Origin of the sequence: Undibacterium sp. Ji83W (assembly GCF_049340385.1) — a bacterium.
Taxonomy (GTDB): Bacteria; Pseudomonadota; Gammaproteobacteria; order Burkholderiales; family Burkholderiaceae_D; genus Undibacterium.
In genome coordinates this window covers 153,573-166,252 of the sequence record NZ_JBMPOZ010000010.1, presented here as the reverse complement: position 1 = coordinate 166,252, position 12,680 = coordinate 153,573, and the positions used below count along the sequence as shown (strand labels likewise).

Annotated in this window: 12 protein-coding genes; 11 read left to right on the top strand and 1 reads right to left on the bottom strand. The window is 50.2% G+C overall.

The features are described 5' to 3' along the window. Positions 1-76: 76 nt before the first annotated feature. Positions 77-757, bottom strand: coding sequence for a Bax inhibitor-1/YccA family protein (locus tag ACO0LD_RS17655; protein ID WP_423009117.1), 681 nt, complete (start codon positions 755-757; stop codon positions 77-79). A gap of 434 nt (positions 758-1,191) precedes the next feature. Here ACO0LD_RS17655 and ACO0LD_RS17650 point away from each other — a divergent pair, with 434 nt between their 5' ends. The 11 genes from ACO0LD_RS17650 to ACO0LD_RS17600 all read left to right on the top strand — a co-directional run bounded on the left by ACO0LD_RS17650 (position 1,192) and on the right by ACO0LD_RS17600 (position 12,637). Continuing rightward, a complete protein-coding gene (locus tag ACO0LD_RS17650; RefSeq protein ID WP_423009115.1) occupies positions 1,192-2,616 on the top strand; it encodes a sodium:solute symporter family protein in 1,425 nt (474 codons plus the stop codon). 92 nt (positions 2,617-2,708) lie between these two features. Then, positions 2,709-3,041 carry an FmdB family zinc ribbon protein gene (locus ACO0LD_RS17645; protein WP_423009113.1) on the top strand — a complete coding sequence of 111 codons (333 nt, stop codon included), beginning with the start codon at positions 2,709-2,711 and terminating at the stop codon, positions 3,039-3,041. 73 nt (positions 3,042-3,114) lie between these two features. Beyond that, positions 3,115-3,717, top strand: coding sequence for a DUF502 domain-containing protein (locus ACO0LD_RS17640; protein ID WP_423009111.1), 603 nt, complete (start codon positions 3,115-3,117; stop codon positions 3,715-3,717). Positions 3,718-3,778: 61 nt separating this feature from the next. Next, positions 3,779-5,581, top strand: a complete 1,803-nt coding sequence (gene aspS / locus ACO0LD_RS17635; RefSeq protein WP_423009108.1) for an aspartate--tRNA ligase — start codon at positions 3,779-3,781, stop codon at positions 5,579-5,581. 50 nt (positions 5,582-5,631) lie between these two features. Further along, entirely contained in the window at positions 5,632-6,426 is a 795-nt protein-coding gene (locus ACO0LD_RS17630; protein ID WP_423009106.1) for a CsgG/HfaB family protein, read from the top strand. Positions 6,427-6,708: 282 nt separating this feature from the next. Beyond that, entirely contained in the window at positions 6,709-7,194 is a 486-nt protein-coding gene (locus ACO0LD_RS17625) for a cache domain-containing protein (RefSeq protein WP_423009104.1), read from the top strand. Between the two features lie 218 nt (positions 7,195-7,412). Further along, positions 7,413-7,862: a dihydroneopterin triphosphate diphosphatase gene (nudB, locus tag ACO0LD_RS17620; RefSeq protein ID WP_423009102.1), complete on the top strand. Its 450-nt coding sequence runs from the start codon at positions 7,413-7,415 to the stop codon at positions 7,860-7,862. A 19-nt stretch (positions 7,863-7,881) separates the two neighbouring features. Then, the gene (locus ACO0LD_RS17615) at positions 7,882-8,697 is read left to right on the top strand and encodes an endonuclease/exonuclease/phosphatase family protein (RefSeq protein ID WP_423009100.1); all 816 of its coding nucleotides are present in this window, start codon (positions 7,882-7,884) and stop codon (positions 8,695-8,697) included. Further along, positions 8,694-9,857, top strand: a complete 1,164-nt coding sequence (locus ACO0LD_RS17610; RefSeq protein ID WP_423009097.1) for a phospholipase D-like domain-containing protein — start codon at positions 8,694-8,696, stop codon at positions 9,855-9,857. Before ACO0LD_RS17615 ends, ACO0LD_RS17610 begins: the two co-directional genes overlap by 4 nt. Beyond that, on the top strand, positions 9,854-10,654 hold the full coding sequence (locus ACO0LD_RS17605; protein WP_423009095.1) for a DUF429 domain-containing protein: 801 nt from the start codon (positions 9,854-9,856) through the stop codon (positions 10,652-10,654). Before ACO0LD_RS17610 ends, ACO0LD_RS17605 begins: the two co-directional genes overlap by 4 nt. A 297-nt stretch (positions 10,655-10,951) precedes the next feature. Next, a complete protein-coding gene (locus tag ACO0LD_RS17600) occupies positions 10,952-12,637 on the top strand; it encodes a hypothetical protein (RefSeq protein ID WP_423009093.1) in 1,686 nt (561 codons plus the stop codon). Positions 12,638-12,680: the final 43 nt, after the last annotated feature.

Here is a 12,680-nt window from a genome sequence, read left to right as displayed (position 1 = left end):
AGCCTGCGCAGAGGCAGGCTGGAGATGATGAAGCTACTTAGTTACGCTACTTAGTTAAGTAACTTAGTCACATAGCTTAGTCACGCAGACTCATGACGATACGCAGTACATACCAAAACATCAGGGCGACTGAAGCAAACAATTCCAGTGCTGCACCGACATAACGGTCTTCAGGGTAGTGATGGATGACGTTGGAAGCGTCATACAGGATGGCAGCGCCAGCAAAGGCCACCATGCCTACGCAAAAGAACAAGCCAAGCTGGAAGCCAAAAATCATCCCGCAGGCGATCAGGATCAGCGCCACCAGGCCGCCCCATTTCAAGACACTGCCAAGGAAAGAAAAGTCTTTGCGTGACACATAAGCAATGCCGACCAGGCCTACGGTGGCCAGGATGGTGACCAGGCCAGCATTGGCGATGGCACCAGGTGCGACTTTATTGGCAATCGACAAAATCGGGATAAAGATAATTGCTTCTGCCAGCACATACGCACCCAGTGCAGCATATTGCAGAGGCAGGCTTTCTACCGTGTGTGCTGCACGTGACGCCAGCCAGCCTATCAGCATGAATGCGCCAAGGATGAGAAACCATGGCAGATGGCGCATGGCTTGTGCCATGACATCGGCGATGCCGGATTTGAATAAAATGACTTCAACGGCAGTGAACGCCAAAATTGCGCCACCGAGGTGATTAAAAGTCTTGCTGATAAAACGCTCACGCGCTGGTCCGTAACCTTGTTGGGTGCTTGCCAGTTCCATGGATGTTCCTATCGTAGATGTGTTGCATAAGCTTGAAGCAGCTTTGCAACTTAGATTATGAGTAGTTTGTTAATAAACCTGCAAAGTTTGCAAGTCGTGAAAGATTCTATCTGAATAAACTGGAATGAAGGCATCCATGTTTCAAAGTGTTTCAAATAATTGCTTATATGATAAGTATTTGATTTCCTTTGGAGTTGCTTTTGGGTTACTTTTTGGGTTGCTTATGGGAGCAAGATTTCCCCGTTTGTTCAGACCATAACTTGATTTATCGGTACATTTTGATACATAAAGCGATTTAGCGTGTTTTTTGCACAAATAAGCGCTATACATCGCATAAAATTGGCTGTTCCCTGGTCAAACTTCGTGTAACTTACGTCTATAATGCCCGCAGCAAAAAAGCGGGTTTTTTATTGACATCTTTGTACGTTTCTCCCATGAATACACTCATCTGGTTCGTCATCCTGTATTGGGTCATCTCTGTTGGCATAGGTTTGTATGCCGCCCGTTATGTCAATAACTCCAAGGACTATGCAGTCGCGGGTCGTTCCCTGCCCATGTATGTGGTTACCGCAACCGTATTCGCCACCTGGTTTGGCTCGGAAACGGTGCTCGGTATTTCATCTACCTTCGTCAAGGATGGATTGAAAGGCGTAGTGGCTGACCCATTTGGCTCTTCTCTGTGCCTGATCTTTGTTGGTCTGTTCTTTGCGCGGCCTTTGTACCGCATGAACTTGCTGACTATCGGTGATTATTACCGCAATAAATTTGGCCGTACTGCCGAAGTATTGGTGACCCTGTGTATCGTGGTCTCGTACCTTGGTTGGGTGGCTGCGCAAATCAAGGCGCTGGGGTTGGTGTTTAGTGTGGTGTCCGGTGGTTATATTTCCAACGATGCTGGCATGATCATCGGTGCTGGCAGCGTGCTGATCTATACACTGATGGGCGGCATGTGGTCGGTAGCGATTACTGACTTTTTGCAAATGATCATTATCGTCGTCGGTATGTTGTATATAGGCTGGGAAGTGTCGGGCATGGTGGGCGGTGCCAAAGTGGTCATTGAACATGCTGCAAATGCAGGCAAGCTGGAATTCTGGCCCAAGCCTACGGCCAAGGAGTCACTCTGGTTCTTTGCTGCCTGGATTACCATGATGCTGGGGTCGATACCGCAGCAAGACGTATTCCAGCGCGTAGCTTCATCCAAGAATGAAAAAATTGCCGGTAATGCTTCGGTGCTGGGCGGCGTATTGTATTTCTGCTTCGCCTTTATCCCCATGTTCCTGGCTTATTCAGCGACGCTGATTGACCCCAAGATGGTCGAAGGCCTGATCGACAAAGACCCGCAACTGATTTTGCCTACCCTGATCATGACCAAGGTGCCTATGCTGGCGCAGGTGATGTTCTTTGGTGCCTTGCTGTCGGCGATCAAGAGTTGTGCCAGCGCAACTTTATTGGCACCGTCAGTGACTTTCTCGGAAAACATCCTCAAGCCATTCTTTCCTAAGCAAAGTGACAAGCAATTCCTGTTCATGATGCGCGTGGTAGTGCTGGTATTTACAGCAATTATTACTGTTTTTGCCATGAATACTGAATCCAGCATTTATAAAATGGTGGAGAATGCCTATAAAGTGACTCTGGTTGCTGCTTTTGTACCGCTGTCTTTTGGCCTGTACTGGAAGCCTGCTACCACCCAGGGTGGCCTGGCATCCATCATTCTTGGCATCGTCAGCTGGGTCAGTATGGAAGTGTTTGCCCCTGAGGGCTTGTGGCCGCCACAACTGGTGGGCGTACTCATGAGTGTGACAGGCATGATAGCCGGGTCTTTGCTGCCGCAATTTGTCCACAAGAAGCTGGCAGTTTGATACCGGCTTTGGTTCCGGCATGACGCAATGCGCAAATTCTGATCAAAAACCTTTATAATTCAGGGTTTTATCAGTTTTTTTAGGGCTACGCCATGCCGATTTATGCTTACCGCTGTGAAGAATGCGGCTTTGCCAAGGATGTTTTGCAAAAGATGTCTGAAGAGCCGCTCAGTGTTTGTCCGACTTGCGGCAAGTCTTCTTTCCGCAAACAAGTGACTGCTGCCGGCTTCCAGCTCAAGGGCTCGGGCTGGTATGTGACTGACTTCCGTGGTGGTTCAGGCGGTGCTGCTGCCCCGGCGGCTGAAGGTGGCTCTGCTGCATCAACAACGGCAACAGGGACAACAACATCGGCTGCCGACTCCAGTACAACTGCCGCATCTGCCCCAGCGGCGGCTCCGGCAAGCGACTCAGGCAAAGCTGCCTGAGCTGTTCTTGATTGCCCTTGATAGCCCTTAATCCATTATTATTGTCGTTTCACTCAGAAAACTTGCGATTACCATGCGTAAATACTTTATTACTGGCTTGCTGATTTTAGTACCCCTGGCAATCACGCTGTGGGTGCTGCATGCCATTATCAGTACCATGGACCAGTCCCTGTTACTGTTGCCAGTTGAATGGCGTCCAGAAAAACTGGTGGGTTTCAAGGTGCTGGGCATAGGGACGATTTTGACCTTGCTGATCGTCTTTGTGACTGGTTTGCTGGCACAGAACTTTATTGGTAATTACGTCATCAAAGCCTGGGAAAGTCTGTTGCAGCGCATTCCTATCGTCAGCTCCATTTATTCCAGCGTAAAGCAGGTATCGGATACGCTGTTTTCATCGTCCGGCAATGCCTTCCGCAAAGCCGTGCTGATTGAATATCCACGCCGTGATTGCTGGACCATAGGTTTTCTGACTGGTGTACCGGGTGGTGATGTCGTCAATCATCTCAAGGGTGATTTTGTCAGCGTGTATGTACCGACAACGCCGAATCCGACTTCCGGCTTTTTCCTGATGTTACCCAGGGATCAAGCCATAGAACTGGACATGAGTGTCGATGCCGCACTCAAGTATATTGTTTCCATGGGCGTGGTGGCTCCCGAGCATCTCCCCACCAAATAAATGATGTGGTTATCCACTGCATCAAATCATTTTTAATTTTGAATACAGACAGGTAAGAAATATGTCCATGCGTACCCAATACTGCGGCCTCACTACTGAGGAATTACTCGGCCAAACCGTCAGCCTGTGTGGCTGGGTGCATCGTCGTCGCGATCACGGCGGCGTGATCTTTATTGATTTGCGCGACCGCGAAGGTCTGGTGCAGGTTGTTTGCGATCCTGATCGCGTTGATGTATTTAAAGCTGCTGAATCCGTTCGTAATGAATTCTGCCTGCGCATTACTGGCCTGGTACGCAGCCGTCCAGATGGTACTGGCAACAGCAACCTGAAATCCGGCAAGATCGAAGTGCTGGCGCATGAAGTGGAAGTATTGAATCCTTCCGTCACGCCTCCATTCCAGCTGGATGATGACAACCTGTCTGAAACTACACGCCTGACTCACCGTGTGCTGGATTTGCGCCGTCCGCAAATGCAAAACAACCTGCGCCTGCGTTACAAGGTAACGATGGAAGTGCGCAAGTTCCTTGACGCGAACGGCTTTATCGACATTGAAACACCGATGCTGACCAAGTCCACGCCTGAAGGTGCACGTGACTATCTGGTGCCTTCCCGCGTCAACGCTGGTAACTTCTTTGCGCTGCCACAATCCCCACAATTGTTCAAACAATTGCTGATGGTGGCTAACTTTGACCGTTACTACCAGATCACCAAATGCTTCCGCGATGAAGATTTGCGTGCTGACCGCCAGCCAGAATTCACCCAGATCGATTGCGAAACTTCTTTCATGAATGAGCAAGAGATTCGCGACATGTTTGAAGGCATGATACGTCTGGTCTTCAAAAACACGCTGGACATCGACCTGCCAAATCCTTTCCCTGTCATGGACTTTGCGGAAGCCATGGGCTTGTATGGTTCCGACAAGCCAGACATGCGCGTCAAACTGCAATTCACAGATTTGACTGACGTGATGAAGGATGTTGATTTCAAAGTATTCTCCGGTGCAGCTAACATGGTCAATGGCCGCGTAGTTGGCTTGCGTGTACCTGGCGGCTCCAACATGCCACGTTCCGAGATTGATGCTTACACCCAATTTGTTGCCATCTATGGCGCCAAGGGTCTGGCTTACATCAAGGTCAATGACAAGGCACAAGGCCGTGATGGCTTGCAGTCTCCTATCGTCAAGAACATTCATGACGCAGCTTTGACACAAATCCTGGAACTGACGGGCGCGCAAGATGGCGATCTGATTTTCTTCGGCGCTGACAGGGCTAAAGTGGTGAACGACGCCATCGGCGCATTGCGCGTGAAAATCGGCCACAGTGAATTCGGCAAAGCCAATGGCTTGTTTGAAGACGTATGGAAACCATTGTGGGTAGTTGACTTCCCTATGTTTGAACATGATGAAGAAAACGATCGCTGGACAGCGACGCATCATCCATTCACGGCACCAAAAGATGGCCATGAAGACTTGATGGAAACAGATCCAGGCAAATGTATCGCCAAGGCTTACGACATGGTCCTCAATGGTTGGGAACTGGGCGGCGGCTCTGTCCGTATCCACCGTGCTGAGGTACAAAGCAAAGTGTTCCGCGCATTGAAGATCGATGATGCAGAAGCACAATTGAAGTTCGGCTTCTTGCTGGATGCATTGCAATACGGCGCACCTCCACATGGTGGCCTGGCTTTTGGACTGGACCGTATCGTCACCATGATGACAGGTGCAGAATCCATCCGTGACGTCATCGCTTTCCCGAAAACCCAGCGTGCCCAATGTCTGTTGACACAAGCACCGTCTGAAGTTGATGAAAAACAATTGCGTGAACTGCATATCCGTTTGCGTGCAGCAGAACCAAAACTCGCGTAATTCTTCATCCGCAAGGACGTATTAATGAAACTGACAACAATGAAAAGAGTATGCAAGTGAATAACAAGACAGCCTTATTTTTATTGTTGAGCAGCAGTTTGTTTCTCGCCGCTTGCGGAGAAAAGAAAACCGAGCTTGGTGAAGGTTCTTCTGAAGTGACAGGCGCTGCCGGCCCTGCTGGTGCCAAGGGTGCCAGCAAGACCCTGGTCAAGTGTGATGCGCCTGTGGCGACCTTGTCTCTGGTCGAGAACCCGAACGGCTACACCATGAGCAGCCAGTACAATCTGCCGTCTTCACCTGTGCCTTTGATACGTTTGCTGGCACAGCAAAGTGGTTGCTTCCGCGTGGTGGACCGTTCATCTGGTTTGAAGGCCGTGATACAGGAACAGGAACTCAAGGACCAGGGCATTATCCGTAAAAATTCTACGGTGTCCAAGGGCAAAGGCTATGAAGCGCAATACACGATTACCCCCAGCCTGACTTTTTCTGAAAGCAAGGCCGGTGGCGGCATTGGTGCCATCATGGGCATGATCCCTTTCCTGAAAAATTTCACAGGATACGCAGAGAAGGTCAGCTTCAAGGAAGCACAAGTGGTTTTATTATTGACTGATAATGAAACCACCGAGCAACTGGCAGCCGCAACCGGTTCTGCCAAGACCACAGATCTGGGCATGGGTGGTCTCAGCTTTGGTGCCGCTGGCGGTGGCTTTGGTGCAGGCTGGAGCAATACTAATGAAGCCAAGGTCATTGTTGCTGCCTTCCTGGATGCCCACAATAAGCTGGTGCCGCAAGTCAGGCAATTGCAGGAAAAAGAAATGCCGCCTGCTGTGCCGGTGAAGAAGTAAGTCTTCATTTGCGTTGTTATTTGTTGGACCCGAAAGGCCTGCTCTGCAGGCCTTTTTTTATATTTGCTGCGTTGCATAAAAGATGCAGACTGCACAGCTTTGCTTGCTGACAGTCGTCTATCTCAGATTAGTTTGTTCTATATCTATGGCAACGCAGCAAGTATCCCTCAATGTCAACTCTTGTTGCAAGAATGAACCTGCGCCAAAAAACTGCTATAAAGAAACAAATTGCTAGTGCCGGGCTACTTTCCGTATGTGTAAGTGTTCACTTTTTGAGGGGGAATGATGATGCATCAGTTTAAAAAAATATTGCCGCTGGGTTTTATAATTGCTGCATGCGCGGCACCGGTTCTTGCCGCAGGCGAACATGGTTCAGAGGCTGAAGCGCAGGACATGGTCAAAAAAGCCGTTGCCCTCGTCAAGTCAGCTGGCGCAGAAAAAGCCTACAAAGTGTTCACTGATCATCCTGATGGCGCATTCAAGGAAAAAGACTTATATGTCTTTGTGTATGACTTTGAAGGAAATTGTCTGGCGCAGGGTGCGAATGCAAAAATGGTAGGTAAAAACCTGATGACCATGAAGGATGTAGATGGTAACGCCTTCATCAAGGGCATGATAGACTTGGTGAAGACCTCGTCCAAAGGCTGGTATGGCCCTTATAAGTTCAATAATCCTGCGACGCAGAGTTATGACCTGAAACGTTCATATTGCGAGCGCGGCGCTGGTGACAGCATGGTTTGCGTGGGTACTTACTTCGAGAAGAAATAAATATCACTGACCAGGCAGGCGAAAATATTTCAAGGCAGCGTTGGTCCGTATTAAGGTACCTGTTAAGGTACATTGGTCTACGTTGCTCTGGTTTTAGCGGCATTCTATTGAGCATCTTGCTCAGGGAGTGCCGTTTTACTTTGCGGTATCAAATATGGATGAGCCAAAGGCGTTAGAATGGTGGTTTTGAAAACACCGGATCATCATTTCGGCCTGGCATGTCAACGCATAAAATCCCTGAATCTGTCCTGGTAGTTATTTACACCGCTGCACTTGATGTTCTATTGCTGGAACGCGCTGACAAGGCGGGATTCTGGCAATCTGTCACAGGGTCGAAAGATACCGTGGACGAGGCCTGGCAGACCACCGCCATCCGTGAAGTGGCTGAAGAAACCGGTATTGATGCCCTGCAATTCGACTTGCAAGATTGGGGGCTGACCAATATATATGAAATCTACCCGGTGTGGCGTCATCGCTATGCGCCGGGTGTGACGCAAAATACCGAGCATGTGTTTGGCCTGCGTGTCAGCCCCGATGTAACAATCAGGCTGGCACCGCGTGAACATCTGCAATACCTGTGGTTGCCATGGCAGGATGCCGCAGACAAGTGCTTCTCCGCATCAAATGCTGAAGCCATACTGCAACTGCCAAAGCTGATCGAGGTTTAACAAGCTAAAGGGAACCACCATGAAGCTTCGCATTGCCACCTACAATATCCACAAGGGCGTCAGTGCATTTGGCCGCAAGGCCCGCATCCACGGTATCAAGGAAGCGATAGATTTGCTCGATGCTGACCTGGTATTTTTACAGGAAGTACAGGGGCAACATGACCTGCATGCAGAAAATCACACACTCTGGCCGCAAGAGAGTCAACATGATTTCCTGGCAGGACAATCCCATCAGGCAGTGTATGGCATGAATGCCGTGTATGAGCATGGCCACCATGGCAACGCCTTGCTGAGCCGCTTTCCAATCGCCTCTTTCACCAATCATGATGTATCAGACCATGCTTATGAGCAGCGTGGCATCTTGCATGCCATCGTGCAGATCGACAAAATCCAGGTGCATTGTTTTGTGATTCATCTTGGTTTGTTTGCTGGCAGCAGGCGTCGACAAATACAGGCACTGATAAAAACCATCAAACAAGATTTACCTGCCGATGCGCCACTGATAATTGCCGGTGACTTCAATGACTGGAGCCAGCGCCTGAGCCAGACCCTTTACCAGGAACTGGCTGTCATCGAAGCCTTTGATGTTGAGGCGCAGCCTGCGGCATCACGCTTTTCGCTGAAGGGCATGCGCAAGATATTGAGTAAAAACTCCGGCGGCCATGCCCGCACCTTCCCCGCTGGCTTGCCCTGGTTATGCCTGGACCGTGTGTATCTGCGTGGCTTCAAGGTGGAAGAGGCGCATGTCATGAAAGGCGCACCCTGGACTACATTGTCCGATCATGTACCTATCACCGTCAGCCTTGAATTACTGGACACAACAAAAAGCTCATGAGTAAACTGCATTTCATTGAAGGCAATGATGTAGAGCTTTTGCACAGCGGTGCCCAGTTTTTCCCCGCCTTGATTGCATCCATCGACCAGGCACAGCATGAAGTGTATCTGGAGTCCTATATCTTTGCGGCGGACCAGACTGCGCAGTCTGTGCAGGCTGCACTGGTGCAGGCAGCAGCGCGTGGTGTGCAGGTCAGGGTGGTCATAGACTGGATAGGCAGTGACAGAAGCCATGCGATTGATTTGACAAGGCGTTTTAATGAGCAGGGCGTAGTTTGCCGCTGCTTTAACCCATGGTTCAAGCGCGGCCTGGCCCGTACCCATAGAAAAATCTGTGTGGTTGACAGGCAAGTCGCCATCGTCGGTGGCTTGAATATCATTGACGACTGTATTGCTGACGATGGTTCTGGCCTGGCTTTGCCTTTTCCTCGCTGGGACTTTGCTGTTACCGTCACTGGCCCCCTCGTTGCTAATATCCACCTGGAAGTCGAATCACAATGGCGCAAGCTGGGCAAGCTGGGTTTGCGTACCCGCTTTGCGTTGATGAAGCATTTGCATGCCGATGCCAAGGTCGCAGGTAAGCAAGTCACTTCGGCGGCGCTGGTGGTACGCGACAACTTGCGTAACCGCGCCACCATACAACGCGCCTACCTGCAGGCGCTGGGCATGGCAAGATCACGCGCCATTTTGGTCACGCCTTACTTTGCCCCCGGCAGAAAATTCCGCCGTGCCCTCGTGTCTGCTGCCACTCGCGGTGTAGATGTGGTGCTCTTGCTAGGTGTTGGCCAGTTCGCCTTGCAGGATGCAGTCTCACAGTCTTTTTACCCCAAATTACTGACAGCGGGCGTGCGCATAGTCGAATATGGCAAGACGCAATTGCATGCCAAAGTCGCCGTTATCGATGAAGACTGGGCCACTGTTGGCTCCAGTAACTTTGACGGACTCAGCCTGTTCGTCAACCACGAAGCCAATGTTGTCATCCGCGACAAGACATTTACAGCAAGCCTGGCGCATGAGCTGGAATTAGGCATAGCTGATGGTACAGAAATCTTTGCAGAAGATGTACAAAAGAAGGCCTGGTACAAACGCGCCTGGCATGGCACGGCTTATCTGATTTACCGTGGCCTCATGCGCGTCGTCACCTTTGGGCATTACGGATGAAATTGCACGGTGTGGATTTCACCTCGGCACCATCACGCCGCAAAGGCATCACGATCGCCAGCGGCCAGATGCAAGCTGGTGTGCTGTACCTGGAGTCCCTGCAAACACTCAGCGATTTTGCTGCTTTTGACAACTGGCTCATGCAACCTGGCCCCTGGCTGGCGGGTTTCGACTTGCCATTTTCCTTGCCACGCGAACTGGTGGAACATCTGCACTGGCCAGCCAATTGGCCAGATTTGATGCGCCATCTGCAAACACAAACGCGCGCAGAACTACGCCTGCAATTCAAGGCATTTTGTGATGCCCGTGCCGTTGGTAATAAATTTGCCCACAGAGCAACCGACATCCCCGCTGGCTCTTCACCGTCGATGAAATGGGTGAATCCCCCGGTGGCCTATATGCTGCACGCAGGTGCCCCACGCTTGCTGGATGCCCGTGTCAGCATCCCTGGCATGGTTGAAGGCGACCCGCAACGCATCGCCCTCGAAGCTTATCCCGGCATGGTGGCACGCAGCATCACCAAAGCTTCGTATAAAAGCGATGACAAGAGCAAGCAAACTCCAGAGCGCAGGCAGGCCCGCGAGCACATCCTGCAGGCGCTGAAAGCCGGCGCTACACCATGGAAAATCAAACTCCATGCAGGTAATTTTGGCGATGCATTATTGAGCGATGGTAGCGCCGATTTGCTGGATGCCGTGCTATGCATGGTTTTGGCCGCCTGGGCTCATGACAGACGCGGTCAGAATTTTGGTTTGCCGGAATTTGATCCGCTTGAAGGCTGGATAGTGGGTTCTTGAAATTTTCGGTTTTATCTTGAGCTCCAGCTTTGGATAGCAGATTTTCATTGCCAATTTTTGGCTCGTAGTGCTGTCCCGCTTTTAGCTCTGAATTTAATTGTCTGGCGCGCAGAATTCACTCCTGATCATATGCAGGATGTTAAACTATGGGGTTTTTTATTTTGCACTAAGAACTTTTTTCTTAGACATTTCGCCAGGGATAATCAGGCCAGATCAGATGAGTTCAAGAGGTAAAATTGCAATTGTGCAACATCAGGCAGCCATCATTATTCATACCAGTTTTTAGGATACCGTCTCATGCTGCTTACATCATCTCTGCGTACTGCCATTGCCATGGCAGCAGATGTCGCCGCAGCAGCGTTTCAGGTGTTGCCTAAAAGTGATTGGCCACCGACGCTTTATGAATTGCATGAAAGTGGCAGGCGCTGGGAAGAAAAACTGGATAGCGGTGCAGATGATTTCGAGCAAAGAAAACAGGTGTGGTTGCAAACCAATATGGCGGGCACTGTCGTCAAGCTGATGGCTGAGAGCCGCGCAACGTTCATGCCCGATTCTGCCTGCGCTCTTACCCTGTTGATCGAATTTTCGGTTGTGCCCGAGGTTTTGCATGGTCTGGTACTGGCCCTGCCATATTCACGCTCAGAACAAGGCCCGGGTCTGCTTGCCGGCATGGTGCAAGTGTATCGCTATCCCGAGGCAATCTTCCCCATGCTTGATGAAATATTGCCTGAGTTTACCGCTTTGTTGTCCAGTCGTTGTGATACCCATTGGCGCAAACCTATGGAATATGATCGCAAGCTCAAGCCTTCGCAAGCCAGTTATGAGTCAGAGTCGCCAGTCATTGCGGCACGCTGCCCTTCATTTTTATCCTTGCCTGAGCCGGGCTGGAATAGTAATGAAATAGGCTCACGCTACCTCGATGCACTGATTGCACGCTACCCGTTTGATGATGGCATTTGCTTTCAAAGAGCCTTGTATCAGCTAAAGCTGGATTTTTCCTTGCCCAGCCTGTTAAGGGTAGATTATCTGCTGGGCGAATTGCAAAACAGCCTGAGCATGACTGAAGATGAGTTCACAGCCCGCACTGCGAATATGAATTTTTTGTATTGTGTTGCGTTTTATTGCAGCAAGGTCATCGCCAAAGCAGCCGGCTGCCATGTTGACTGGTACAGCACTGCGCAATTCGGGCAGCGTTTTCCTGAGAAAAAAAGCATCACTGCCAGCCCGGCCAGGTCTTTGGTTGCGGTCTTCAATGCAACAGGTGGCGAGATGGGGATGCCTTTTTTCCCTTTACAGGCTATATTACGACGACTGTTTGCTAAAGAAACCTCGCAACAACTGCGTTCTGCCTTCAAGCAATGGGGAAAGGCTGCCTTTACGCAGCGGGCTGCCAGCATCAATGATGAAATGCCCGCCGTACAGCAATTGATAGACAACTGGCCCATGCATCAGCGTGAGTACCTGACGACCAAGAGAATTGACTGGTTCAAGGACAAGTATTTCAATCTGTGGTTTCAGACTTACTTCTCCCTTTATCGAGGAGGAAGGGTAGTCTGGGCTTGCATAGTACAGGCACATAATCAAGCCTATACAGATGAGAATGTAGATCGCTTCGCGCAAATCGTTTTTGATCCCCAGGGTTTGCTGACACCGCCTCAGCTTGAAGTTATCGCCAAAAAACTGAACTCCTACAAAGGATGCAGGCCGTTTGATGCGCGCCTGGGTTTCATGGCGGACTTCATGACAGACGAAATACCGATGACGCTAGGCGCAGAGCTGCCCTATAGAATATCGAGTGACGATGTGTGTACTTCCGCAATTTTGTTGATACGCAAGCATTTGCCGGTTAATCGCCTGCTCTCCAATTATTTGCCGGTGTTGATACATGATGCATTTCCAGGTGTCGCCTTGTTCTTACCAAGTAAATTCTGGACACCTGCGATTGCCCGTCAATGTGCGGCCTATGGCTGGCCGGTCCACTAGTGGTACTAAACAATTTTAGTCGGAATTTATAATAAAGGCTTTT

Excerpts from the sequence above, each read along its gene's own strand:
- ACO0LD_RS17655 (WP_423009117.1), bottom strand. The coding sequence starts at position 757 with ATGGAACTGGCAAGCACCCAACAAGGTTACGGACCAGCGCGTGAGCGT.
- ACO0LD_RS17650 (WP_423009115.1), top strand. The coding sequence starts at position 1,192 with ATGAATACACTCATCTGGTTCGTCATCCTGTATTGGGTCATCTCTGTT.
- ACO0LD_RS17645 (WP_423009113.1), top strand. The coding sequence starts at position 2,709 with ATGCCGATTTATGCTTACCGCTGTGAAGAATGCGGCTTTGCCAAGGAT.
- ACO0LD_RS17640 (WP_423009111.1), top strand. The coding sequence starts at position 3,115 with ATGCGTAAATACTTTATTACTGGCTTGCTGATTTTAGTACCCCTGGCA.
- aspS (WP_423009108.1), top strand. The coding sequence starts at position 3,779 with ATGTCCATGCGTACCCAATACTGCGGCCTCACTACTGAGGAATTACTC.
- ACO0LD_RS17630 (WP_423009106.1), top strand. The coding sequence starts at position 5,632 with ATGCAAGTGAATAACAAGACAGCCTTATTTTTATTGTTGAGCAGCAGT.
- ACO0LD_RS17625 (WP_423009104.1), top strand. The coding sequence starts at position 6,709 with ATGATGATGCATCAGTTTAAAAAAATATTGCCGCTGGGTTTTATAATT.
- nudB (WP_423009102.1), top strand. The coding sequence starts at position 7,413 with ATGTCAACGCATAAAATCCCTGAATCTGTCCTGGTAGTTATTTACACC.
- ACO0LD_RS17615 (WP_423009100.1), top strand. The coding sequence starts at position 7,882 with ATGAAGCTTCGCATTGCCACCTACAATATCCACAAGGGCGTCAGTGCA.
- ACO0LD_RS17610 (WP_423009097.1), top strand. The coding sequence starts at position 8,694 with ATGAGTAAACTGCATTTCATTGAAGGCAATGATGTAGAGCTTTTGCAC.
- ACO0LD_RS17605 (WP_423009095.1), top strand. The coding sequence starts at position 9,854 with ATGAAATTGCACGGTGTGGATTTCACCTCGGCACCATCACGCCGCAAA.
- ACO0LD_RS17600 (WP_423009093.1), top strand. The coding sequence starts at position 10,952 with ATGCTGCTTACATCATCTCTGCGTACTGCCATTGCCATGGCAGCAGAT.